Raw genomic sequence first — 24,840 nt, 5'->3', positions numbered from 1 at the left:
CGGGGGTGCCGTCGCTGCGGTTCGGGGGTTTCGTGCCCACCGGTCCACGGGCTACCAGGGTATCAGGGCGCGGGCGCGCGGGCGGACACGTCCGAGGGTGGTGCGGGGGCGGCCGAACTGCCCCACAGGTTCCGGCGCGACCCGCGGCACAAGATGCTCGCCGGGGTGTGCTCCGGGCTCGGGCGGCAGTGCGACATGGACCCGGTGATCTTCCGGATCACCCTCGCGGTGCTCTCCGCGACCGGCGGCCTCGGCCTCCTCTTCTACGGCTTCGCCTGGCTCTTCGTCCCGTACGACGACGAGGACGAGAACGAGGTGCGCAAGCTGTTCACCGGCCGCGTCGACGGCCAGGCGCTGACGGCCGTGCTGTTCGCGCTGGTCGGCTGCGGGGTGTTCCTGACACTGCTGAGGAACGGCGGGGTGCTGACCTTCGCCGTCGTCCTGTCCCTGCTCCTCGCGGGCGCCGGGTACTGGTCGCGGCAGCGCGGCGCCCCCGACACGGACCCGCTGGCCGCGCAGGCCGTCGCCGACGCCCCGCCGGAGGCCCAGGCACCGCCGGTGCCCGCCGCCTACCCGTCCTGGTGGCGCGACCCCATCGTCAAGGACGGCACCCATGTCGGCGGCACGGGCTATCTGTGGGGCCCGCGGGACTCCCACGACCGGGACGTCGCCGCTGCCGTCACCATCGGCCTCGGCACCGGATGGGCGGGCCGCCAGGACATACGCACCCCGCTCGCGCAGACGTCCAGCCCGCGCGGCCCCCGCTGGATCGGCGGCTGGATCTTCCTCCTCGCCCTGCTCGCGGGCGTCCTCGGCACCCGGCTGACGTGGCAGGACCAGGCACTCGGCACCAGTCTGCAGACCGGTCTGGCCTGTGCGCTGGCCGTGCTGGGCGTCGGCATCGCGGTCAGCGCGTTCCTGGGACGCACGGGCGCGGGGTCGGTCTTCCTGGCGATCATCACGGCCGGTCTGCTCGCCTGCTCGGCCGCACTGCCCGAGAACGTCGGCACGGACTGGGTGCGCACGACGTGGCGCCCCGCCGCGGTGGCGGACCTGGAGCGGAAGTACAACCTGGGCACCGGTGTCGGGACCCTGGACCTGACCGGTCTGCGGCTCGCCGCGGGGCAGACCGTGGAGTCGGAGGTCGAGGTGGGCGTCGGCCGGGCGCGGCTGATCGTGCCGCCGGACCTGACGGTGAGACTGCATATCGACGTGGGGGTGGGCGACATCCAGGTGCCGGGTGACGAGAAGAAGGACGTGGACGTGCAGCCGGGCAGGTTCAGGCAGCTGACCCTGTCGCCGGGCCCGGGCGTCCGGAGCGCCGGCACGGTCGACCTCGACCTCCAGGTGGGCGTGGGACAGGCGGAGGTGAGCCGTGCTGCGTCATGAGTTCCAGCCGGGGAGGCTGGTCGCCGGCCTCTTCCTGGCCCTCGCGGGAGTCATCTACGCCGGTGACGCGGGCGGCCTCTGGGACACCCCGTGGTTCGCGGTGATCCCCTTGGTCGTGGTCGGCCTGTTCCTGGCGGGCGCGGTCGGACTCCTGACCCGGACGATCCGCAGACGCCGGGCAGCGGGCCGTACGGACCCCTCCGGGGCGCTACCGGAGACACCCCGCTGACACCCGCGCCGGACGCGCCCACCGCCACCCCGGCCGTAAGCCGCACCTCGCTCCCGCTCCCGCTCCCGCTCCCGCCTACCGATAACCCCCCGACCGCTGTCGCCGCCGGGACCGAAGGGCCGCGTCCAGGGAGAGGACGGAGGCACCGGCGAGCACGAGCGGCACCCAGCAAAACATGTACGGGAGATCGTTGCCGTAGTAGTAGGGCTCGGTGGTCCAGCTCACGGTCAGCCACAGGCTGAGCGAGATCAGTGCGCCGCCGAGCGCGGCGAGGCGGGTGAGCAGGCCGACCAGGGTGGCGATGCCGACGGCGAGTTCGCCGAAGGCGATGGCGTAGCCGAAGGCGCCGGGGTTCTTCAGGGCCAGGTCGACCAGGGCCGGGATGGCGGAGGAGTCGCGGACGGTGCGCATCAGGTCGCCGATCGAACCGGATCCGGAGTCCTTCATGAAGGCGTTGTCGGTGAGTTTGTCCAGACCGGCGTAGATGAAGGTGATGCCGAGGAAGAGGCGCAGGGGCAGCAGGGCGTAGCGGGTGGCGGTGTCGCGCCAGTCCCGGTCGCCGTCGAGGTAGGGGGAGTGCGTGTCCGTCCGCATGCCGTGAGTCATCGCTCCAAGCCGCCTCTCGCCCGCTGTGCAGTGACTGCTTGAGAAGACGATACGTACGGCAGGGGAGCCGCGCTCACTCCTGTCCGGCCGGTTTCTCCGCCCCGCGTGCACGGAGTCGTCCGGCGGGGACGCCCGTCACTCCGTCACGTCGATGGCGTACCGGTTCGTCTCCACTCCGGCCGCCGTGACCACCTGGACCTCCACCCGGCCCGGCTCCACCTCCACCGGCACCGGCACGGTGAGCACCGAGTCCGTCGGGTTGCTGAAGCCGCCGGTCACCGGCACCAGCGGCACCCGCACGTTCACCGCGCCGATCCGCACGACCATCCGCGACAGCCGGTCCGCCCCCTGCGCGCCCGGCGGGACGAATCCGGCGCCGCGGATCTCAACGTCGTCGCCGGTGCGGATCGGACCGTCCAGACCGCCGGCCTCCCGGGCCCGTACGACGGAGAGGATCACCGGACGCCCGCCCTCGGCGTACTTCCCGGCGACATAGGTCGCGGCCGACACCAGCACCACCACCGTCAGTCCCCACGGCAGGTCGGGCAGCTGGTCGGGACGCCGGGCCAGCCGTACGGCCGCGAACAGCAGGGCCACGGTGCTGATGACGACGTACTGGATGTCGGCGAAGGTGCCCCGGCCCGCGTCGTCGGTCAGCAGATCGGCGGCGCGGGGCCGGTCCGCCGGTACCTTCTGCAGCCGCTGCCCGAGCACCCGCAGCCCCACCACGCGCCGTACCAGCACGGCGATCCCGCACACCACGGCGAGCACGGTGACCACGCCCGCGCCCCGGGCGAGTCCGAGCCCGGAGATCAGCGCGTCGCGCTCGGCGTGGTCGGAGGCGGCGGCCAGGCGGCCGGCCAGCACCAGCACCGCGTACGCGACGAAGACGACCCAGCCGACCGCCACCGCGCGGGAGGTGGACAGGCGGTTGTCCTCGCCGATCACCGGCGCCAGCGCGCCGCCGTGCGCCCGGTGGAACCAGGAGGCCGCGGTGAGCGCCCCGGCCACCAGCAGGGCGGCCAGCAGTCCGGCCGTACGCGCGGTGCTCCAGCCCGCGCCGATCGCCGTGAGCGCCTGCGCCAGCAGCAGCAGGACGACCAGCACCCACACCGTGATCACGGTACGGCGCCACAGCAGGGCCAGCCAGGCCGCGCCCCCGGCCCGGCCGCGTTCGGCGACGAGTTCCGCGGACTGGGTCAACTCCTCGGAGACCCACTGACGGGAGGCCGACGCCGAGTGGGCCACGCCCGCGGGCAGCCCCTCCCCCGCCGCGAACCCGTCCCGCTTCAGCAGGAACGCGGCGACCGCCCGCCGGTGTCCCGCCCGCGCCCCGTGCGGACAGTCCCCGCAGGTGCAGCCACCGCCGTGCGCACCACCGGCTCCGCCCTGAGCGCCCCCGGTCACGCCCTGTCTCGCCTCCTGCACCGCCACGTCCGACCGTCCGCCTTCCCAGCCCCGCAAGTCCCCAACGATGACAGCGAATTGTGCCCTACACCGCACGGTCCGCGGCTGCCAGGTCCGGTCAGCGGGGGTGAAGTACGGCCCGCCGTGTTGACCCGGCTGCGAGAATTTCCCCATGGCCGAGATCATCCAGCGCGACGGAACCTGGGCCTTCGACGGCAGCACGGTCAGGATCACGCCGGGTCTGCACCGCTCCGTGCCGCTGTTCCGGCAGACGTACGGGGAGATCGCCGTGCCCCTGGAAGCCGTCTCGGGCGTCGTCTTCGAGCCCGAACGCAAGCGCGGACGGCTGCGGATGCGGCTGCGCGAGGGCGCCGACCCGCTGCTCCAGGCGACCGGTGGCCGGCTGCCCGATACGGCCGATCCGTACCGGCTGCTGGTGGACCTCGACCGGGCCGGAGTCGCCGAGTACGTGGCCGAGGAGATCCGGCACGCCCTGCTCCTGGATCAGGTCCCCCAGGATCCGGTCAAGGCCTACCTGCTGCCCGGCCCGCCGGTCCCGGTGTCGGTGCGTTCCTCCGACGGCACCGTCTCCTTCGACGGCACCCAGGTGCGGATCGACTGGTCCGACACCTCCGACCGGGTCAAGCGGGCCACCGGCCCCCGCATCATCGGCATCAGCGACGTCACCCAGGTCGAGTGGCTGCCCAACTCCGGCTTCGAGGACGGCTTCCTGCGCTTCGCGACCCATGAGGCGGCGTTCTCCAAACTGCCGCCCGAGAAGGACCCGTATGCCCTGGACCTGTGGGGCAGCGCCCGCCGCGACCTGCTCACGGCGATCGTCGCCGCCGCCGTCACGGCCCGGCTGCCGCACCCCTCGACCCGCGCCGGCGTCGAGCAGGACGCGCACCGCGCCGTCCGGCCCCGGCGCACGGCGGCCGTTCCGCCCCCGGCCGACCATCACGACGTACTTCTGCGGCGGCTGCGGGAGTTGGGCGAGCTGCACCGGGACGGGGTGCTGACGGACGAGGAGTTCGCGATGACGAAAGCGGCCGTCCTGAGGAACTTCTAGTCCGATGAGGAGCTTCCAGTCCGGTGAGGGGCTGCTCGTCCGATGAAGGGCTTCCAGTCCGATGAGGGGCTGCTAGTCCAGCAGGTCCGGCTCGCTGCGGCTGATGTCCTTCCACATCGGCTGGTAGTTGATCCACGCCACCAGGTCCCCGCCCAGCTGCTCCCGTGTCGCCACCGCCGTCTTGTGGTCGATCAGCAGGGGGCGTCCGGCCGCCTTCGCCGTCAGCTGCACCTGGCAGGACCGTTCCAGGGACAGGAACCACCAGGCCGCCGCGTCCACCGAGTCGCCGACGGTCAGCAGCCCGTGGTTGCGCAGCACGAGCGCCTTGCGGGTGCCGAGGGCGGAGGCGATACGGCGGCCCTCGTCGGCGTCGACGGCGACGCCGCTGTAGGCGTCGTAGAGCGCGTGGTCCTCGTAGAAGGCGCAGCTCTCCTGGGTGATCGGGTCCAGGAGGTCGCCCAGCGCGGACAGTGCCCTGCCGTGCACCGAGTGGCAGTGGGCGACCGCGACGACGTCCGGGCGGGCCGCGTGCACCTGGACGTGCACGGTGAACGCCGCCTGGTTGACGTGGTAGCTGCCCTGGATCACCTGCCCGGCGGAGTTGGCCAGCACCAGGTCGCTCACCGTGACGTGCTGGAACGGCATGCCGAACGGATTGACCCAGAAGCAGTCGCTGTACTCCGGGTCACGGGCGGTGATGTGCCCCGACACCCCGTCCTCGAAGCCGAGCCGTCCGAAGATCCGCAGCGCGCCCGCGAGCCGCTCCTTGCGGTGCCGCCGCTCGTCGTCGACCGACTCGTGCATCGGCGGCATCGCGAACCGCAGCCGGTCGGTGGGCAGCGGCAGCGGCGGTGTGGGCCCGGCGCCGGGCGTCCCGTGCATGTGTCGTCCTCCAGCACTGGGTGGCTTTACGGGGCGGAAGTTACCGTCGGTCAGCGCGCCAGAACAGCGCTGGAGCATAAAGATGGCGCACGCGGCCGATACCAGACAGAAGGTGTCGGGTATCGGCGGAAGACTGACACGTATGACAGCTCGTACGAACTGGGCGGCCTTCTCCGCGGCGGAACCCGGTCTCGCCAGGACCGTCGAGAAGCGCTTCGGCTCCTTCACGCACCACGTCCTCGCCACGCTGCGCAAGGACGGCTCGCCGCGCACCACCGGCCTGGAGGCGCGGTTCCTGAACGGTGAACTGTGGCTGGGCATGATGCCGGGCTCGCTCAAGGCCCTCGACCTGCGCCGTGATCCGCGCTTCGCGCTCCAGGCGAACCCCGGCGAGGGGCAGGGCATGGGCGGCGGTGACGTCCGGATCAGCGGCCGGGCGGTCGAGGTGGACGATCCCGAGGAGAGGGCCGGATACGTCGAAGAGGTGGAACCGCCGCAGCCGTTCCACCTCTTCCGCACCGAGCTGACCGAGGTCGTGCGGACCTGCGTCGAGGACGACACGCATCTGGTCGTCCAGGTCTGGAAGCCCGGCGAGCCCCTGCGCACGGTCAAGCGCGCCTAGCTAGGGTGCCGTCACTCCCACTCGATGGTGCCCGGCGGCTTGCTCGTCACGTCGAGCACGACCCGGTTGACGTCCTTGACCTCGTTGGTGATCCGGGTGGAGATCTTCGCGAGAACGTCGTACGGCAGCCGCGACCAGTCGGCGGTCATGGCGTCCTCGGAGGAGACCGGGCGCAGCACGATCGGGTGGCCGTAGGTACGGCCGTCGCCCTGGACGCCGACGCTGCGGACGTCCGCGAGCAGGACCACCGGGCACTGCCAGATGTCCCGGTCGAGGCCGGCCGCCGTCAGCTCCTCGCGGGCGATGGCGTCGGCCTCGCGCAGCAGGTCGAGGCGGTCCTTGGTGACCTCGCCGACGATCCGGATGCCCAGGCCGGGTCCGGGGAACGGCTGGCGCTGGACGATCTCCTCCGGCAGGCCCAGCTCCTGGCCGACCATCCGGACCTCGTCCTTGAACAGCTGGCGCAGCGGCTCGATGAGCTGGAACTCCAGGTCCTCGGGGAGGCCGCCGACGTTGTGGTGGGACTTGATGTTGGCGGTGCCGCTGCCGCCACCGGACTCGACCACGTCCGGGTAGAGGGTGCCCTGGACCAGGAAGGCGACCTCGGGACCCTCGTCCGCGATGATCTCGGCCTGCGCCTGCTCGAAGACCCGGATGAACTCCCGGCCGATGATCTTCCGCTTCTCCTCGGGGTCGGAGACCCCCTTCAGGGCGGTCAGGAACCGCTCCTCGGCGTCGACGACCTTCAGCTGCACGCCGGTCGCGGCGACGAAGTCCTTCTCGACCTGCTCGGTCTCGCCCTTGCGCATCAGGCCGTGGTCGACGTACACGCAGGTCAGCTGGGAGCCGATGGCCCGCTGCACGAGGGCGGCGGCCACCGCCGAGTCCACGCCGCCGGACAGCCCGCAGATCGCCCGCTTGTCGCCGACCTGCTCGCGGATCGCGGCGACCTGCTCCTCGATCACGTTGCCCGTGGTCCAGTCGGGGGTCAGGCCCGCGCCCCGGTACAGGAAGTGCTCCAGCACCTGCTGGCCGTGCGTGGTGTGCATGACCTCGGGGTGGTACTGGACGCCGTAGAGCTTCTTCTCGTCGTTCTCGAAGGCGGCGACCGGGACGACGTCCGTGGAGGCGGTGACCGCGAAGCCCTCGGGGGCGGCGGAGCAGGCGTCACCGTGCGACATCCACACCGACTGCTCGTCCGGGGTGCCCTCGAAGAGGGTCGAGCCGGACTTCGCGACGCGCAGCGGCGTACGGCCGTACTCGCGGGCGCCGGTGTTGTCGACGGTGCCGCCGAGGGTCTGTGCCATCAGCTGGAAGCCGTAGCACATGCCGAACAGGGGGACGCCGGCCTCGAAGAGCTCGCGGTCGAGGCGGGGGGCTTCCTCGGCGTACACCGAGGAGGGGCCGCCGGAGAGGATGATCGCCGCCGGGTTCTTGGCGAGCATCTCCGCGACCGGCATGCTGCTCGGCACGATCTCGCTGTAGACCCGCGCCTCGCGGACGCGACGGGCGATGAGCTGGGCGTACTGAGCACCGAAGTCGACGACCAGGACGGTGTCGGGGGCGGGGGTCGCTGATGACACGGGGGCCTTCCGGCGGTGGGGCGGGGTCTCTGTGCTCTCCGATTCTACCGAGGTGCGCGTGGAGAGGGCTCCGCCGCCTGACATGTACGGATCGGCGCCGAGAACGGGCCGTGGCATACTGGCGCCATGCTCACGCACCCGGCCTTCCTCTTTACCTATGGCAACCGGCCCACCGGCTGCCATGGTCGTGCTGCTTGAGCAACTGACAAGCGACTTCCCAGGCGCCCCGGGCCGACAAGGCCCGGGGCGTCTGGCGTTTCCGGGACCTGCCGCTCCGGGGCACCGCACCTTTTGACGAGGAGCCCCCGACATGACCGTCACCGCTGCGGAGAAGACCGGCGCGCGCACCACCGAGGCCGCCGGCGTGATCACCGGCGCCCGGGAGCGCATCGACGCGCTCGACGACCGGATCATCGGGCTGATCCAGGAGCGGATGGCCGTGTCCGCGGTCATCCAGGAGGCCCGGATCACCTCCGGCGGGCGGCGTGTGAACCTCTCCCGCGAGATGGAGATCCTGCACCACTACAGCGAGGCGCTGGGCAGGCCCGGCACCTCCCTCGCCATGACGCTCCTGGAACTGTGCCGCGGTCGCGTCTGAGCACCGTGCCGGTCGCATCCGCGTTCGGGGCCGCTCTCACCCGTACGGCGCGTGACCGTGCCGCGCGACGCCTCGTTGGTGCTGGTGTCCGTGCCAGCCAGGGGCGGGCCCGAAAGAACCACGCGTGGCTCACTGGAGCGATGAGACGTACGGATCGTGCCGTACGTCGTGGGACCTCGCTCCAGGTAAGTGACCGGACGGCAGGGGACAGCAGCCCGGTCACCCAAGAGAACGGCCGGCTCCGGGGACGCCCGGGGCCGGCCGGCGGAAGTACCGGTAGACGCACCGGAAGAAGTACCGGACCGGGTCAAACGGTTGCGGAGGCCGCCGCCATCGAGCACGATGCGCAGAAAGCCTCGCAAGTCCCCCCGTGGACACCCGCATCGATCTGGTGCCCCACCGCCAAAGGTCGAGACCGTCCGCGCGCCCCGCGTGCGCCGGGCCGCCGACCGGGGGCACTGAAGGACAAGCGGCGCAACCCCCCGGCGCCGCTCCCAGGCACCGGCGCTGCCCTGACGTCGGTGCTGACCGAGAAGGGCCCCGCGGCCCCAGCCCGCGGGGCCCTTCTGCTGTCCTGGCTGCCCGGCGCCGTCCCGGGTGCCCCGGCTGCCCCGCCGGGCCGTTCTGCTGTCCCGGGTGCCCGGCGCCGTTCGGGGTCCCCCGGCTGCCGGGCACCGCCGTCCGACGTGGGCTGCCGTCGGCCGGAGGTCAGATACGGGACACCGCTCCGCAGGTGTCCGGGCGGCCAGCGTCCAGGCCCTCGCTCACCATGCGGGCGCGCGCGGACGGCTCCTTCGGAGCCGAGCCACGGATGTCCCGCTCGGTGTCGCGGGTGAACTGTTCCCAGACGTCGTCGGGGATCTGCGGGGGCGAGGACGATTCCTCGGACGGCTTGTCAGACACGACGCACAGTTCTAGGCCGTGGGAAAGCGCGTTCACAAGGAAACAGGGTGTGACTCAGCCCACATAAGAATTCCGTGAATGCGAGGGCAACCATTCACAGGGTTCACAGATCAAACACCGCGTATCAAGGGCCACACCCGCGCCCCACACGCGGAGGCCTCCCCAAGCGTGCCGCACCACGCGGCGCACCTGATTCCCGAGGTCTTCATGAAGCTTCGTCGTGCCATGGTGGCAGCGGCCGCCGTCATAGCCCCGCTCACCCTGCTCTCCGCCCCGGTCGCGTTCGCGACGGACGAGACGCCGAACACGTCGACGAGCACCCCGGCGGCCGAGGAGAGCACTCCGGCCGCCGACGCCAGCACGCCGGCCGCGGACGAGAGCACCCCCGCCGCCGACGCCAGCACGCCCGCCGCGGACGAGAGCACCCCCGCCGCCGACACCAGCACGCCGGCCGCCGACGAGAGCACCCCCGCCGCGGACGAGAGCACCCCGGCCGCCGACGAGAGCTCCCCGGCCGCCTCCCCGTCGCCCAGCGCCAGCGCGCCCGGCGACGAGAACCCCGAGCTGTGCGTGGACGAGAACGGCGACAGCACCGCCGAGCTCAGCGCCGAGGTGACCAGCGGTCTGTCGGGGCTGCCCGAGACGATCGTCGCCGGCAGCGGCTGGACCGCGTTCTCGTTCAACGTGTCCAACCGCGGCGACGACGAGGTCAAGGACATCAAGCCGCTCATCGGCGTCGCCGCGATCGGCTGGGACGACGAGAAGGACTACTCCGGCCAGATCAAGGTCCAGGTCTTCGACAAGGCGTCCGGTTCGTGGGAGACGATCGCCGGTGCCGCGGGCGAGGGCGGCACGTTCGACGCGTTCTCGCTCGGTGCGGGCCAGTCGGTCTCGTACAAGCTGCGGCTGAGCGTCAGCGGCAAGGTGCCGGACGCCCTCGGGGTGACCGGTGGCCTCGCCGAGTACGCGGACGACGAGGGCTGCTGGGTCGCCGACGACCCGAACGGCTGGCTGTACTTCTTCGACGTCCTGGCCGCCGGCTCGGACGCCGGTGACCCGAACGACGCCACGCCGCAGACCGGCGGCATGGCGGACCTCTCGGACGTGAACCAGGTCTCCGCCACCGGCACGCTCGCCGAGACGGGTTCCAGCTCCGCGCTGCCGATGATCGGCCTCGTGGGCGGTCTCGCGGTGGTCGCCGGCGCCGGTGCCGTGTTCGTGGTGCGCCGCCGCAAGGCCGGGGCCGAGGCGTAGCCGCCAAGGCTCGGTAAGGCTCGGCCGCACAACGGAGAAGGACCTGCGCTCGGAGGGGGGCGCAGGTCCTTTTCTCTGCCTACGGCGACTGGGCCGCGGCGACTGTGTCCGCGGCGACTGCCGGCCACGGCCGGGTCACTTCTTCGGCGGCACCGCCGGGATCCCCAGGAACGGCAGCTTCAGCGCGCCGAACGCGTCCGCCGGGACCGCCGGGGACTTCGGCTCGACCGGCTTCAGACGCTCGTACGCCTCTCCCTGCGCCGGACGCGGGTCCTGCTCGCCCTTGTTGGGCCAGTACGACATCGCGCGCTCGGCCTGTGCCGTGATGGTCAGGGACGGGTTCACGCCCAGGTTGGCGGAGACCGCGGCGCCGTCGACGACCGAGATGCCGGGGTGGCCGTAGAGGCGGTGGTACGGGTCGATCACGCCGGTCTCGCGGGAGGAGCCGATCGGGCAGCCGCCGAGGAAGTGGGCGGTGAGCGGGGTGCCCATCAGTTCGCCCACGTTGGAGCCGGCGAAGCCGTTGATCTCGGCGGCTATCGCCGACGCGCCCCGCGAGGCCGCCTTGATCTGCTTGGGATTCGGGGAGCCGTGGCCCTGGCGGGCGGTGAGCAGGCCCTTCCCCACGCCGTCCGGTTTCAGGTACGTCGTCAGGGAGTTGTCCAGCGACTGCATCACCAGGCCGATGATGGTCCGCTCCGACCACTTGCGGTTGGACAGCGAGCGCAGCACCAGGAGCGGGTGGCGGGCCGCGTTGCGCAGCCAGGCCAGCGCCCGGGACGAGCCCTCGGCGTACGGCACCTGGAGGATCGACAGGCTGCCCATCGAGTTGGAGCCCCTGCCGTAGCGGACCGGCTCGATGTGGGTGTCGGCGTCGGGGTGGATGGACGAGGTGATGGCCACGCCGCGCGTGAAGTCGGGCTTCTCGCCGGTCACCTTGCGGTAGCGGCGGTCGGTGGTCTGCGCGCCGACCAGCGCCTCGGAGTTGGTGCGGGTGAGCTCGCCGAGCCGGTCGGAGAGGTACGGCAGCTGACCGCCGGCCTTCATGCGGTGCAGGAGGGTCTGGGTGCCGTAGGTACCGGCCGCGAGGACGACCCGGCGGGCCGTGAAGGTCCTGCCCCCGGTCTTGCGGCGGCGGTCCGTGGGGAGGGTGGCGACGGCGTACCCGCCCTGCGAGTCGTCGGTGACGGACACGACCGTGGTCAGCGGGTGCACCACCGCGCCCGCCTTCTCGGCGAGGTACAGGTAGTTCTCGTTGAGGGTGTTCTTCGCGCCGTGCCGGCAGCCGGTCATGCACTCGCCGCACTCGCCGCAGGCCTTGCGGTCCGGGCCCACCCCGCCGAAGTACGGGTCCGGCACCTGCTCGCCCGGCTTCGCCCGCACCGACCCGTCGGCGTCCCCGCCGTCCCCGAAGAACACGCCGACCGGTGCCATGTGGAAGGTGTCGCCGACGCCCATCCGCTCGGCCGCCGCCTTGAGGTGCACGTCGGACGGCGTCATCGTCGGGTTGAGCCGCACCCCGAGCATCCGGCGCGCCTGGTCGTAGTACGGCGCCAGCTCGTCCTGCCAGTCCGTGATGTCACGCCACTGCGCGTCCTCGAAGAACGGCTTCGGCGGTACGTAGAGGGTGTTGGCGTAGTTGAGGGAGCCGCCGCCGACGCCCGCGCCCGCCAGGACCATCACGTTGCCGAGCAGGTGGATGCGCTGGAGGCCGAACATGCCGAGCTTCGGCGCCCAGAGGTAGTTCTTGAGATCCCAGGAGTTCTTCGGGAGGGTCTCGTGGGTGAAGCGGCGGCCTGCCTCCAGGACACCGACGCGGTAGCCCTTCTCGGTCAGGCGCAGGGCGGTCACGGAACCGCCGAAGCCGGATCCGACGACGATGACGTCGTAGTCGTAGGTGTCCTGGGGCACGTGCTCTCCTCGTTGAGAACCGGTGGGGTCTGCGACAGCGCCTAGCGGAAGCGGAACGCCTTCATGAGGCGCAGGCTGCGGCTCATGAACCGCGCGTACGTCTCGTCGTCCATGCCGAGCGAGGGGGCCATCGGCAGCAGGCGCTGCTGGGCCACCGTCTGGGCCTCGGTGTACTTGAGGAGGCCCTCGGAGCCGTGGCGGCGGCCCAGACCGGAGTCCTTCATCCCGCCCATCGGGGACTGGACGCTGCCGTAGGCGGGGGCGTAACCCTCGTTGACGTTCACGGTGCCGGTGCGCAGGCGGGCGGCGACCTCACGGCCGCGGCGGCCGTCCTGCGTCCAGACCGAGGAATTGAGGCCGTACGGCGTGGCGTTGGCCAGCTCGACCGCCTCGTCGTCGGTGCGGAAGCGGTAGAGGGAGACGACCGGGCCGAAGGTCTCCTCCGTGCAGACCGCCATCGGTTCGGTCACGCCGTCGAGGATGGTCGGCTCGAAGAAGTACGGGCCGATGTCCGGGCGGGCCACCCCGCCGGCGACCAGCCTCGCGCCCTTCGCCACGGCCTCCTCCACATGCCGGGTGACGGTCTCCAGCTGCCGCTCCCCGACCAGGGATCCCATGTCGGCGCCGTACGCGAGGGACGTACCGAGTCGCATCGCTTTTGTGCGGGTGGCGAAGCGCTCCAGGAACGCGTCGGCGACCGACTCGTGGACGTACAGCCGCTCGATGGAGATGCAGAGCTGGCCGGCGGAGGAGAAGCAGGCACGGACCGCGCCCGCCGCCGCCTTGTCGATGTCGGCGTCCTCCAGGACCAGCATGGCGTTCTTGCCGCCGAGTTCGAGGGAGACGCCGATCAGCCGGGCGGCGGCGCCCTGGGCGACCTCGCGGCCGGTGCGGGTGGAGCCGGTGAAGGAGACGTAGTCGGCGTGCCGGACCAGCTCGGGGCCCACGACGGGGCCGTCACCGAGGACGACCTGGAAGACGTCGGCGGGCAGACCGGCCTCGATCAGCAGGTCACGGGCCCACAGGGCGGTGAGGCAGGTCTCCGTGTCGGGCTTCATCACGACCGCGTTGCCCGCGACGAACGCCGGCAGCGCGTCGCCCACCGACAGCTCCAGCGGGTAGTTCCAGGGGGCTATCTGGCCGACGACCCCGCGCGGGTGGCGCAGCTCGGTGACCTTGGTGAGGGCGGGAACGGCACCGGCGTGCCGCTTCGGCTTCAGGTAGGCGGACGCCCTCCGGCCGTAGTGCCGGGCCGCGACGGCGACGGCCTGGACCTCTTCGTGGGCGTGCAGACGGGCCTTGCCGGTCTCCAGCTGGATCAGGTCGAGGACCTCGGCCTGGCGTTCCAGCACCAGGTCGTGGAAGCAGAGCAGCACGGCCGCCCGCTGCCGTACGGGGGTCTTCTCCCAGACGGACTGCGCCCTGCGGGCGGCCTGGAAGGCCTTCTCCACGTCCGCGGGGGTGGATTCGGGCAGGTCGGCCAGCTTCTCGCCGGTGAACGGCGTGTGGTTGGCGGTCCGGCCGGAGCCGACCACGCCCTTGGTGAGCTGGGCGATCAGCTCGGGGGTGACCACGTCGGCGGCGGTTCGGGCGCCCGCCGGGGCGGGGGCGATGGGGTTCGTGCCGGTCTGGGCCGGGGCCTGCGCGTCCGTCATGAGCGGCAGGGTATTCCGGCGTGAACGCTTTGGGTACCCGTCAGTAATCGGGATTCACCGACCGCTCACACGATGCCAGTGATCACTGGCATGAATGCGCTGATCAGGGGGTTGTGGGAGACGATCACCCGGCGCGGTTTCTCATCCCCGGTTTCTCCTTCCCGGTTTCTCCTCCCCGCCCGTTGTCCCTGTCTCTCCGGTTCTCCGTCTCAGTCTCAGTCTCAGTCTCAGTCTCAGTCTCCGGGGATCTCCAGCCGGTCGCGGGCTTCCCTGAAGAGGGCGGTGCCCTTCTTCTCGTCCGCCGTCCCCTTCGGCATGTCCACGCGCAGCTGGTACACGCGGTCGTCGTCGGTGCGGACGGTCAGCCGCATGACCCGGGTCGGCCTGCCGTCCGGGTCGTACGTGACGTCGGAGAGAACGGCCTCCTGGCCGTGGAAGCTGGTGGGGGTGTACCGCCCGGGGGACCGCTCGTGCCCCTCCCAGGCGACCGGCGTCTCCTTCGCCTCGGCCATCGGGGAACGCGGGGCGCTGTCCCACACGCCGAGGTAGACACGGATCACGCCGTCCCCGTAGACGGCGAACCGGGACGTGTCGCCCGGCTCCCCCGTCGGGGCCAGCGGCCGGTACGACCGGGGCAGGTGGAGCACGGTGCCCGCCCCCTGCCCCCGGTGAGCCACCCATCCGTCCCGCACGGCCGTCCCGTCGGCGGGCGCGGTACCGAGCCAGACGCCGCCCGCGAGGAGGACACCGAGGACGGGGACGGCCACACGGAGGGCCCGGCGGCGCCCCGGGAGGGGCTGGGGTTCCGGCTGCGGTTCCGGCTGGGGTTGCGGTTGGGGTTGCGGTTCGGCCTGCGGTTGGGAATCCGGGTGCGGTCGCGGTCCGGCTTGCGGCTGGGAATCCGGTTGCGGTCGCGGTCCGGCTTGCGGCTGGGGCGTCGGTTCTTCCGGTACGTCCGCTTCCCGTACGCCGGCCTCCGGGCCCCCCGCGTCCGGGTCCGGGCGCCGTTCTCCCGCCGCCGACTCCAGTACCCGTGCGACCTCCTCCGGGTCCGGGCGCCGCTCGGGGTCCTTCGCCAGCAGTGCGGTGATGAGGGGGCCGAGAGGGCCGGCCCGCCGGGGGCCGGGGGGATCCGCGGCGAGGATCGCGGTGCGCGTCGACTGTGGCGTCGTACCGCGGAAGGGGGAGCCGCCCTCGACGGCGGCGTACAGCAGGACGCCCAGGGACCACAGGTCGGAGGCGGGGCCGGCGCCCGTGCCGGACATCCGCTCCGGGGCGACGAACTCCGGCGAGCCGATGAACTCGCCGGTGGCCGTGAGCGATTCCCCGTCCTGGACGTGGGCGATGCCGAAGTCGGTGAGGACGACACGGCGGTGGGGGCCCAGCAGGACGTTGGCGGGCTTCACGTCCCGGTGCACGATGCCGACGGCGTGCGCGGCACGCAGGGCGCCGAGGACGGCGAGGCCGATGCGGGCGGCCTCGGCGAGCGGCAGGGGACCGCGGCGGAGTGCCTCGTACAGGGACTCACCGCGGACCAACTCCATGACGATCCAGGGGACTCCGTCCTCCTCGACGACGTCGTGGATACAGACGGCGCAGGGATGGTCGACGCGGGCCGCGGCCCGGGCCTCGCGGTAGAGCCGGTGGGCGGCGCGGCGGTGTTCCTCGTCCTCCGGGTCGCCCGGCAACCCCGGTTGCTTGACGGCGACTTCACGCTCCACGAGCTCGTCGCGCGCCCGCCAGACGGTGCCCGTCCCGCCGGTGCCTATGCGCTCGACCAGACGGTAACGCCCGCCGAGCAGCGTGTCCCTGGGGCCTGCGCTGTCCCCGCCGTTGCTCATGTCCCATCAGTACCCCGCCCGGCGCCCTCTTGTCGACGCGAGCCGGGGCGCGCGAGCCGGGGCGCCGCGAGCCGGGCGCACGGTCACAGCGTGTCGACGTCCAGGTTCGCGATCGCCGTCCTCGCCACCTCGCGGCCCCGGTCCGTGAAGTCGCCCTTGCCGGGGTAGCTGACGGTGAGCTTGTACATGTCGCCGCTCTTGTTCTTGTAGTAGAGGATCCTCAGCTCGCGGGGGCGAGGGTTCTCACTGTCGTCCGTGGTGTAGCCGACGGTGTTCTCGGCGGCCGGATTGCCCCGGTAGGTGGCCTCGTCGTCCGGGTTCAGCTCCTTCGGGTTCGCGGGCATGCCGAGGGAGTACGCGCCGTTCGCCTTGAAGTCGGCGTTGTCGTCGTACATTTCGGCGCCCGCGGAGTCCGCGATGGCGTTGCTCGTGTCCTCGGCCTTCTTGTCCAGGGTCAGGCCGATCCAGATGCTGCCGCTCCAGTCGGTGTACCTGACCCAGTGGCCCTCGTCGCTCTCCCGGTCGGGCACGGAGCGCTGGTATGCGGCGGGCACCGCGAGCGTCGCGGCGACATCCTTCTCGTGCTTGGTCTGCCAGCCGTCGGGCAGGGGCCCCGCGAACGGGTTCGCGATCATCAGATACGCCGCCACCGCCGCCGCTGCGACCACGGCGCCGAGGCCGAGCCAGGTCCTGCGGCCGGGCCGGAGACCCCGCCGCGGGCCTTCGGTGTACTGCACGACCTGCGTCGGCCGGAGCGCCGGCGGGTTCGCGGCCGTCTCCAGCAGGGCACGCACCTGCGCGGCGTTCGGACGGCGGGCCGGGTCCTTCTGGAGCAGGCCGTTGATCGCGTCGGCGAGCGGGCCCTGGGCGGCGGCGGGCGGCGCCGGGGTGGCGTGGAGGACGGACTGGAGTGTGGCGGGGGTGTTGGTGCGGCGGAAGGGGGAGACGCCCTCCGTCGCCGCGTACAGGACGACGCCGAGGGACCACAGGTCGCTCGCCGGGCCGGGGCGCCGGCCCAGCACCCGTTCCGGCGCGATGTACTCGGGCGAGCCGACGAAGCCGCCGGTGTCGGTCAGGTTGGTCTCGCCCTCGATCTGCGCGATGCCGAAGTCGGTGAGGACGACCCGGTCGTGCCGGCCGAGCAGGACGTTGTCCGGCTTGACGTCACGGTGCAGGACGCCCGCCGCGTGCGCGGCCTCCAGCGCGCCCAGCACGTCGAGGCCGATTCTCGCCGCGTCCCGGGCCCCGAGCGTGCCCTCTTGCAACGCGTCGCCCAGCGAACGGCCCCGCACCAGCTCCATCACGATCCACGGCCGGCCGTCCACGTCGGCCACGTCATGGACGTTCACCACGGAGGGATGGTCGAGCCGGGCCGCCGCCCGTGCCTCGCGTCGCATGCGCTCGAAGGCGTTGGCCTGCTCCCGCTCGGGGAGGTGGTCCGGGACACGGGGTTCCTTGACGGCGACCTCGCGGTCCACCGTCTCGTCCTTGGCCCGCCACACCGTTCCCATGCCGCCGTGCCCGAGCTTGGCGAGCAGCCGGTAGCGGCCCGCGATGAGCCGGCCCGTGCCGGGATCCGCCAGCGCGGGCGGCGACTGCGGAGACGGTGACTGTGGGGCCGGTGGTGGCTGTGCGGCCGGTGACTGTGGGGCCGGTGGCTGTGGGGGGTGCTGCCCTGGTGGCATCGGTACCGGCTGGGCGGACTGCGGGTGGGCGGACTGCGGCTGCGGCACGACCTGGGTGGGCAGGGCGTACGGGTTGTCCGGGTGCGGCATCGCCACCGGTGGGCCCGGTGGACCCGGTGGGTTCGGTGGGTTCGGTGGCTGGAGACTGAAACTCGTTGGCTCGTCGGACCCGTGCGGGACTCCCCCGTTGCTGCTCATGAGACATCCATATCGCGCCAAGCGGTCCGGAATCCACCTCGAACGCCGACCGGTCACAGACCCGTGACCAAGGTGTCGACGGCGACAACGAAGTACTGCCTCGCCTCCCGCGCCTTTCCGACCGGCGCCGACATCCACACGTCGTACAGCCGCCCGTCCTCCTCCCAGCACAGGTCGTACGTGTGCCGGGGGCCCTCCGCCGCGCTGAACCCGTTCCAGGTGAACTCCCAGGACGCGGCCCGGTGTCCGCGGTGCGTGGTGGGGACGACCCGGCCGTCGCGGTAACCGGGGTGGGCGGCCGGGCCCTCGGCCGCCGCGCGCCGCAGCACGGTCAGCGGGCCTCCGGGGCCGGATGCGGCGACCCTGATGCCGAGGCGGAAGGTCTTCTCCGGCGACATGTAGAAGACCCGCTCGCCCTGCCGTACGCGGGTGAAGCCGTCCGGCACGGCGAGCGCGAACCCGGCCGGGTCGTCGGCGAGGCGGTACCCGGCGGGGACGGTCGGGTCGGGGCTCCGGCTGCGGGTCGGGCCAAGGGTCGGAGTCGGGTTCGGGGTCGTAGTCGTGGTCGGAGTCGGGGTCGGGGTCGAGCTCGGGCTGTGGCCGGCGCTCGCCGACGTGTGCGGCGCCGGACTCGTCGGCGTACCGAACCCGTGGCCGCCACCGTTCGTCAGCAGGGCCGCCGCGGACACCCCCGCGCCCGCCATCGCGGCGACCAGCAGCAGAGTGACCAGCACGCCGCGCGGGGAGCGACCCGGGGCGGCGTCCGCCGGGGGCCGGGCGGACGGGTCCTGCCAGGCCGGCGCGTACTCGGAGGACGGGCCCGGGGTCCGATCGGCCGGCGGCTTCGGCGGGTGGTCGACCGGTGACTCCGGTGGCGGGCCGGACGGCTCGGCGCGGGCCCGGCCCAGCGGCAGGGCGCGGGACCGCAGCGGCCCGGTGCGGCTGCGGGTGCGGGCCGGTGGTGGCTTCGGTGTGCGCCCGGTGTCCCGGAAGGTCCGCAGCATCCGCTCGGCCCGCGCCGCGTCCAGCCGTCGCGCCGGATCGCGTTCGAGGAGACCCCGGACGACGGGCAGGATCGGCGCGGCCTGCGCGGGCGGCCGTATCTCGGCGGAGACGACCGCGTGCAGGATGCCGCCCAACGAGTCGCGGTGGAACGGCGATTCACCGCTCAGGACGGTGCACAGCAGCGCGCCCAGCGACCACAGGTCGGACGCGGGGCCGGTCCTGGCCCCGGACATCCGTTCGGGCGCGGTGTACTCGGGCGAGCCGACGAAGGAACCGCTCTCGGTGAGAGTGGTGGCGCCCGCGACCCGCGCGATACCGAAGTCGGTGAGGACGACACGGTCGGTGCCGTCCTCCACGAGGACGTTCGCGGGCTTGATGTCCCGGTGCAGGACCCCGGCCGCGTGCGCCGCGCGCAGCGCGCCCAGCAGGGCGATGCCGATCCGGGCGGCCTCGTCCGCGTCGACGGGCCCGTGCGCGGCGATCCGCTCGGCGAGGGAGCCTCCGTCGACCAACTCCATGACGAGGTACGGGCGTTCGTCGTGCTCGACGACGTCGTGGACGACGATGATGTGCGGATGGCGCAGCTGGGCCACGGCCCGGGCCTCGCGCAGCGTCCGGTCGCGCTGGCGCAGGGCCTGCCGGGTGGGGAGGGTCTCGTCGAGATCGAGGGGGATCTCCTTGACCGCCACCTGCCTGCCGAGCAGCTCGTCGGTCGCCCGCCACACGACGCCCATGCCACCGCGCCCGATCCGCGCCTCCAGGCGATAACGGCCCGCTATGACACGGAAGTCGTCCCCCGGGGTCCCCATGCGCCCCATGATGCCGCGCCGGACGCCCTCCTTCCGCGGCGCTGACCGGCCAAGTGTGCCTCGGACCGGCCACCGGTCACGGCAGGCCGGCGGCACACTGCCACGACAGACTTCCGAATCGATCACTTTCAGCCATGACCGGATGCACAGCGGAGCCGCGTGCTCGGTGACTGGCGCCTCGGGAGCAATGACCTTCACCAACTGGTCGGACAATTACGTCAGCGGGCGTACCTGCTCCGATTGGGCCTGACCCCCGCACAACAGTGAGCCGCCTTGACGGCCTGTTCGGCGGAGCTCTTGTACCGGGTTCCGCCGAACCCGTCCGTAGGGTCGAACAAAAGCAGGGGACGGTTACTGCCTGACTTCTCCTTCTCGCCAGCCCTGCAGCACGGTCTCAAGCTGTTTGCGCGTAGTGGCCCAGTCATCCATAGGAGAGGCCATGCAGATCGCGTACTCGACCCCGCTCCGGGCGATGTACATCAGGTCGACGGCCCGGTACGCCCCGGAGGGGCGCGAAACGTGCACCTGCTCTGTCCAGGTGTACTCCAGTCGGGAGCCTGGACGGTCACGGTAGGTCTGGCGCCGCATGCCCAAGCGCTCGTAGTCCGCCAGCTGCCGTTCCAACTGCTGTTCCAGTTCGGCTTGATGGAAGTACGGGTCGTCGTAGTCCGGCGAGATGTCGACGGCGATACGCACCAGGTGCTCACCCTTGTCCGGCGAGTAGTCGATCTGCTGCAAGCCGTCCTTGCTCTTGATGGAGACCGACCGCTCCCAGCCCTTGGGCAGGTAGATGCTGAACCCTGCCGGGTCGTTGTGCTGCTGCCAACTGGCGGGAACCGTTCCCGGGCCGCCTTCCCCGGTCGGCGTGGCACTTGCGCTCGGGCTCGGCCCGGCGGAGTCGGTGGACCCGGTCGTGCCGAACTGCCGCACCGCCACCGCGGTACCCCCGCCGACGATCGCCGCGAAGGCGACGACCAGGGCGAGGGTACGCAGCCGGCGGCGCTTCGGCGGCGTGGGAACGGGCCCGATCTCCGCCGGCGGATACGGCGTGGCGGCGGCCGTCTGCGCGCGGGTACCGGTGCCGGTGCCGGTGCCGGTGCCCGTCCCGGTGCTGCCGTACCCCGCCCGCACCGGCGGCGCATACGACTGCGCACGCGGCATTCGTCCCGCCGCCGCCTCGGCGAGCAGCTGCTCGGCCTGGACCATGCCGGGCCGCACGGCCGGGTCCTTGTGCAGCAGCGCGGCGATGACGGGGCCGAGCGGACCGGCGTACCGCGGCTCGGCGGGTTCCTCCTCGACGACCGCCTGCATGGTGGTCAGCGGTGTCGTACGGCGGAACGGCGACCGTCCCTCGACGGCCGTGTACAGCGTGGCCCCGAGCGCCCACAGATCGGAGGACGGTCCCGGGTCCTGGCCGCGGATCCGCTCGGGAGCCAGGTAGTCGACCGAGCCGACGACCTCTCCGGTGCGCGTGATGGTCGTGTCGCCCTCGATCTGGGCGATGCCGAAGTCGGTGAGCAGAACGCGGCCGTCGCGCCCGAGGAGCACGTTGCCGGGTTTCACGTCACGGTGCAGCACCCCGGCGGTGTGCGCGGCGCGCAGTGCCCGCAGCACCCACAGCCCGACGCGGGCCGCCTCCGTGGGCTCGACGCGCCCCTGTTCCCTGACCGCGTCGGCCAGCGAGTGGCCCTCGACCAGCTCCATCACGATCCACGGCCGGTTGTCGTGGTCCAGCACGTCGTGCACGGTGACGACCGCGGAGTGGTTGATCCGGGCGGCCGCGCGCGCCTCCGCGCGGGTGCGGGCCAAGAGCACGGCCTGGTCGCTCTCGGACACGTAGAGCGCGGCGGTCAACTCCTTGATCGCGACGGCTCGGTGCAGCACCTCGTCGTGTGCACGCCACACCCGGCCCATGCCGCCCTTGCCTATCGGCTCGGCGAGCCGGTAGCGCCCCGCGACGAGCTGGCCCTGCATCTGATCCACGTTGCCCCGCAATGCTCTTGACAGGGTCAGAGTAAGGACCTGTCACGGCCGAAAGGAACCAGGGAGCCGTCAAGGAGACCGCACTGTGACGGTTGTCCCTTCAAGAGACGGGAGACAACCAAAGGGACGCCCTCGGCGTCCCGGCACCCCACGGACCCGGACCCGGACCCGGACCCGGACCCGGACCCGGACCCGGACCCGGACCCGGACCCGGGCTCGGCCCTGTCGGCCGGCTGACGCTCCGACGCGTCAGCCCGTCACCCGGTACGTCCCCGACGCCTGCTCGTACAGCCGGGTCACCTCGTCCCGCTCGGCCTCCGGGCCGCGCACCTGCACCACGTGGTACTTCCCGTCGATCAGCATCGCGACGTTGCGGACGTACAGCTCGCGCCCGTCGTCACCGGTCCACGTGAACTGCCCCTCGGCCATGGTCCGCTCGCCCACCCGGATCGTCTTCAGCCCGGTCGCGGTGGCCCAGCTGGAGTCACGGTAGGGCTGGAGCTCCGGTTCCTTCTCCCGCTGGTACACCATCGGGTCGCTGCCGTCCCCGTCCGCGCTGTCCCGTCCCGGAACGACGATGAGCTCGAAGGTGCCCTGCGTGTACACGACCTGCCCGCGCCCGTTGACCGGCGTGCGGTCCCAGCCGTTGGCGACGGCGACCTGGAAGCCCTCGGTGTCCTTGCGCAGGGTGAATCCGTCGGCGACCTCGGGACCGTGGGTCTGCGTCTCGGTGGAGGCGGCGGACGAGGACGGGCCGCTCTCGGGCTGCGGCGACGTCTGGTCGGGCCGGGGCTCACTGCTCGCCTCCGGTGACTGCTCCGGCGCCGGACCGACCTCGCCTGCGGTCCCGGTCCGGTCCGTGCCGTCCTCCGCGCCGGAGCCGGTCTTCGGCATGAAGAGCATGGCGTACGCGATGGCGCCGGCCAGCAGGAGCAGGATCAGCAGGAGCAGGGTCCGGCCGAGCCTGCGCGGCGAACCGGTTCCCTCCCGCGCCCGCTTGTGCCGTCCGTGGTGCGCGGGCAGCCCCGCGCGCCGCCTGCGCACCAGCTCGCCCCGGCGCCGTATGACGGGCAGCCGGCTGGTGTCGGCGGGCGGCGCCGCGACGACGTGCGCGCCGGCCTCCGGCTCGGGCGCCGAACGCACCAACGAACGCAGCCAGCCGCGCAGTTCCTCGAAGTCCAGCCGCTCGGTCGGGTCCTGCCGCAGCAGCGACTCGACGACCGGCCGCAGCGGCCCGCACTCCTCGGCGAAGGCGGGCGGCTCCGCGCACACCAGCTGCACCAGCTCGGCGGTCGACTCCTCCGGATACGGCGCGTGCCCCTGAACGGCCCGGAAGAGCAGCGCGCCCAGCGCCCACAGGTCGGTGGCGGGCCCGATCGGCGCCGCCAGCTGCCAGTTCTCGTGCACAGGCCCGGCCTGCTCCGGCGCCCACCGCTCGGTCACGGGTCCCACCACGGCCATCCGCGCCTGCCGGGCCCGCTCCGCCGCCAACGCGGTCGTGGGCCCACGCCGCACAGGCGCACCCGCGGCCAGGTCGTCCCAGCGGGTGGGAGACGGGATCGCGGCACCGGGAGAGGGCGCCGACGGTCCACCGGCGGACGCGGGGCCGAGGCCAGGGCCGGAACCGGGTGCCGCGCGATGACCGGAGGGTGCGCCGGGGTACGCGGCACTGCCGTCCCCTCCGGAGGGCAGTACCGAACGCCCTCGCTCCCCTTGCCCGTTGCCCCCGGCCGCCGGCGCTCCACCGCGAGGCGCGGCACCGTGCCATGAGGCGGCCCGCACACCGTAGGGGTCGGCTGTCTGCCCCGGCACCCCGGAACCGGACGACGCCTGCACCCCGTTCGCACCGGGATACGGCTGCTGCTGCTCCAGCCCGGCCGCCCCGGGATACGGCTCCTGCCTCGCACCGTTCGCCCCGCCGTACGGCTGCTCCGCACCACTGCCCAGGGGGTACGGCGGCTGCTGTGCCGAGCCGTGGCTCCGCGCGGCCGGGTCACCCGTGCGGGCCGGGCGGGCGCCGGGCAGGGCCGTCGGGTCGCCCTCGGGGGCGGGACGCGCTCCCGGCAGGGCCGCCCGGCCGTTCTGCGCCTCCTGGACCCGGGCCGCGGCCCGCGCCCCCGCGCGGTACGCGGCGATCGCCCCGGCCCGCGCCGCCCTGATGTCCGTGCCGGTGTCGACAGCCCGGCGGGCGAGCGCGGCCGACGCCCCGTTCTCCGTCTCCGGGCCGGGAGCCGGCAGTCCGCCCGCCGCCCGCGCCTCGATGGCGGCCCGCCGAGCGGCCTCGGCATCCGCTCCGTCCAGGCCCACGGCACTCACGGCACTCACGGCGCCATGGACACCGGGACCGCCTGGCCCCTGAGGACCACCGGGGCGGCCTGCCCCCTGGGGACCACCGGCACCGAGAGCACCACGGGAGCCGTACCGGGCACCACCGGAACCGGGACCGCCGGAACCCGGGCCGCCGGAACCGGGCACACCGCCGCGGGAGCCACCGGCGTCCAGCACGGCTCCGCCCGCAGGCCCTCGCCCGCCACCGGACTCCCCGCCACCGGACTCCCCGCCTCCGGCGCCCCACTCACTGTCCTCGGCCGGCACCGGGTCGTACCCGCACAGCGCTTCCTCCGCCGCGCCCACCGCGAGACCGGTCAGCATCACCCGGCCGTCGTCGCAGACGAGCACCGTGCGCGCGGTGACGTTCCGGTGCACCCAGCCGTGGGCGTGCAGGACCCGCAGGGCCATGATGACGTCGTCGGCGACCTCGGCCGCCCGGTACGGCGTCAGCGGCTTCTCGGCGAGCAGCGCCGCCAGGGGCCGCGCGGCCACCAACTCGCTGACGACCCACAGTGACCCGCCCTCGGCGAACACGTCGAAAACCTGGTCGAGCCTTGGGTGGTCGGGGATCCGCGCCGCGGCCTGCGCGGCCTCGACGGCCCGCCGTACGGCCGGATCCGCCGGCCGTCGCACACTCCCGCCCGCGGGCGCGCGCCGCGCCCCGCGGTCCTGCGGGTCCCGGGCCGTGAAACCGTCCGGCAGTCCCTCGGCGTCGAGCACCTCGGCCTCGACGACCTCGGGCAACGGCACCTGCCTGACCAGGACTTCCTGCCCGCTGTAGGTGTCGAAGGCCCGGGTCTCGGTGAGTTCGTACTCGTCGGAGGGCGGCAGCGGCAGGCGGTAGCGGTCGGCGAGTACCCGTCCCGCATAGTCGTCCACG

Annotated in this window: 18 protein-coding genes; 6 read left to right on the top strand and 12 right to left on the bottom strand. The window is 72.8% G+C overall.

What is annotated here, in order from left to right:
• Positions 1–117 precede the first annotated feature (117 nt).
• Positions 118–1,389, top strand: coding sequence for a PspC domain-containing protein (locus ACWD0J_RS29870; protein ID WP_451498962.1), 1,272 nt, complete (start codon positions 118–120; stop codon positions 1,387–1,389).
• Positions 1,376–1,618, top strand: coding sequence for a hypothetical protein (locus ACWD0J_RS29865; protein ID WP_451498960.1), 243 nt, complete (start codon positions 1,376–1,378; stop codon positions 1,616–1,618). The genes ACWD0J_RS29870 and ACWD0J_RS29865 overlap by 14 nt, the downstream gene beginning before the upstream one ends.
• Before the next feature lie 75 nt (positions 1,619–1,693).
• Here the strand turns inward: ACWD0J_RS29865 and ACWD0J_RS29860 are convergent, their stop codons facing one another.
• Positions 1,694–2,224 (bottom strand): DoxX family protein, encoded by a 531-nt coding sequence (locus ACWD0J_RS29860; protein WP_451498959.1) that lies wholly within the window; start codon positions 2,222–2,224, stop codon positions 1,694–1,696.
• A 135-nt stretch (positions 2,225–2,359) separates the two neighbouring features.
• Entirely contained in the window at positions 2,360–3,658 is a 1,299-nt protein-coding gene (locus ACWD0J_RS29855; protein WP_451498961.1) for a hypothetical protein, read from the bottom strand.
• A 145-nt stretch (positions 3,659–3,803) separates the two neighbouring features.
• Between ACWD0J_RS29855 and ACWD0J_RS29850 the strand changes: the two genes are divergently transcribed.
• Complete coding sequence (locus tag ACWD0J_RS29850) at positions 3,804–4,700, top strand: DUF4429 domain-containing protein (RefSeq protein WP_451498958.1); 897 nt, start codon at positions 3,804–3,806, stop codon at positions 4,698–4,700.
• Between the two features lie 72 nt (positions 4,701–4,772).
• Here the strand turns inward: ACWD0J_RS29850 and ACWD0J_RS29845 are convergent, their stop codons facing one another.
• Positions 4,773–5,582, bottom strand: coding sequence for a class II aldolase/adducin family protein (locus ACWD0J_RS29845; RefSeq protein ID WP_451498957.1), 810 nt, complete (start codon positions 5,580–5,582; stop codon positions 4,773–4,775).
• Positions 5,583–5,724: 142 nt separating this feature from the next.
• On the opposite strand from ACWD0J_RS29845, the gene ACWD0J_RS29840 reads away from it, so the two are divergent.
• Positions 5,725–6,204 (top strand): pyridoxamine 5'-phosphate oxidase family protein, encoded by a 480-nt coding sequence (locus ACWD0J_RS29840; RefSeq protein ID WP_451498956.1) that lies wholly within the window; start codon positions 5,725–5,727, stop codon positions 6,202–6,204.
• Positions 6,205–6,215: 11 nt separating this feature from the next.
• Here the strand turns inward: ACWD0J_RS29840 and guaA are convergent, their stop codons facing one another.
• Positions 6,216–7,787, bottom strand: coding sequence for a glutamine-hydrolyzing GMP synthase (gene guaA / locus ACWD0J_RS29835; RefSeq protein ID WP_451498955.1), 1,572 nt, complete (start codon positions 7,785–7,787; stop codon positions 6,216–6,218).
• Positions 7,788–8,097: 310 nt separating this feature from the next.
• Between guaA and ACWD0J_RS29830 the strand changes: the two genes are divergently transcribed.
• Positions 8,098–8,385, top strand: a complete 288-nt coding sequence (locus tag ACWD0J_RS29830) for a chorismate mutase (RefSeq protein WP_451498954.1) — start codon at positions 8,098–8,100, stop codon at positions 8,383–8,385.
• 708 nt (positions 8,386–9,093) lie between these two features.
• On the opposite strand, the gene ACWD0J_RS29825 is transcribed toward ACWD0J_RS29830, so the two are convergent.
• A complete protein-coding gene (locus ACWD0J_RS29825; RefSeq protein ID WP_451498953.1) occupies positions 9,094–9,288 on the bottom strand; it encodes a hypothetical protein in 195 nt (64 codons plus the stop codon).
• A gap of 207 nt (positions 9,289–9,495) precedes the next feature.
• Between ACWD0J_RS29825 and ACWD0J_RS29820 the strand changes: the two genes are divergently transcribed.
• On the top strand, positions 9,496–10,542 hold the full coding sequence (locus tag ACWD0J_RS29820; protein ID WP_451498952.1) for an LAETG motif-containing sortase-dependent surface protein: 1,047 nt from the start codon (positions 9,496–9,498) through the stop codon (positions 10,540–10,542).
• A 135-nt stretch (positions 10,543–10,677) separates the two neighbouring features.
• Here the strand turns inward: ACWD0J_RS29820 and ACWD0J_RS29815 are convergent, their stop codons facing one another.
• The 7 genes from ACWD0J_RS29815 to ACWD0J_RS29785 all read right to left on the bottom strand — a co-directional run bounded on the left by ACWD0J_RS29815 (position 10,678) and on the right by ACWD0J_RS29785 (position 24,839).
• The gene (locus tag ACWD0J_RS29815; RefSeq protein ID WP_451498951.1) at positions 10,678–12,453 is read right to left on the bottom strand and encodes a GMC oxidoreductase; all 1,776 of its coding nucleotides are present in this window, start codon (positions 12,451–12,453) and stop codon (positions 10,678–10,680) included.
• 41 nt (positions 12,454–12,494) lie between these two features.
• The gene (locus ACWD0J_RS29810) at positions 12,495–14,108 is read right to left on the bottom strand and encodes a succinic semialdehyde dehydrogenase (RefSeq protein WP_451498950.1); all 1,614 of its coding nucleotides are present in this window, start codon (positions 14,106–14,108) and stop codon (positions 12,495–12,497) included.
• A 233-nt stretch (positions 14,109–14,341) separates the two neighbouring features.
• Positions 14,342–15,949 (bottom strand): protein kinase domain-containing protein, encoded by a 1,608-nt coding sequence (locus ACWD0J_RS29805; RefSeq protein WP_451498949.1) that lies wholly within the window; start codon positions 15,947–15,949, stop codon positions 14,342–14,344.
• Positions 15,950–16,032: 83 nt separating this feature from the next.
• The gene (locus ACWD0J_RS29800) at positions 16,033–17,832 is read right to left on the bottom strand and encodes a serine/threonine-protein kinase (protein ID WP_451498948.1); all 1,800 of its coding nucleotides are present in this window, start codon (positions 17,830–17,832) and stop codon (positions 16,033–16,035) included.
• Positions 17,833–17,885: 53 nt separating this feature from the next.
• A complete protein-coding gene (locus tag ACWD0J_RS29795) occupies positions 17,886–19,646 on the bottom strand; it encodes a protein kinase domain-containing protein (RefSeq protein ID WP_451498947.1) in 1,761 nt (586 codons plus the stop codon).
• Positions 19,647–19,997: 351 nt separating this feature from the next.
• Positions 19,998–21,620: a serine/threonine-protein kinase gene (locus tag ACWD0J_RS29790; RefSeq protein ID WP_451498946.1), complete on the bottom strand. Its 1,623-nt coding sequence runs from the start codon at positions 21,618–21,620 to the stop codon at positions 19,998–20,000.
• 258 nt (positions 21,621–21,878) lie between these two features.
• On the bottom strand, positions 21,879–24,839 hold the full coding sequence (locus ACWD0J_RS29785) for a protein kinase (RefSeq protein WP_451498945.1): 2,961 nt from the start codon (positions 24,837–24,839) through the stop codon (positions 21,879–21,881).
• Position 24,840: the final 1 nt, after the last annotated feature.

This window comes from Streptomyces sp. NPDC003011, assembly GCF_053591515.1.
This window is presented reverse-complemented; position numbering and strand designations above follow the sequence as displayed.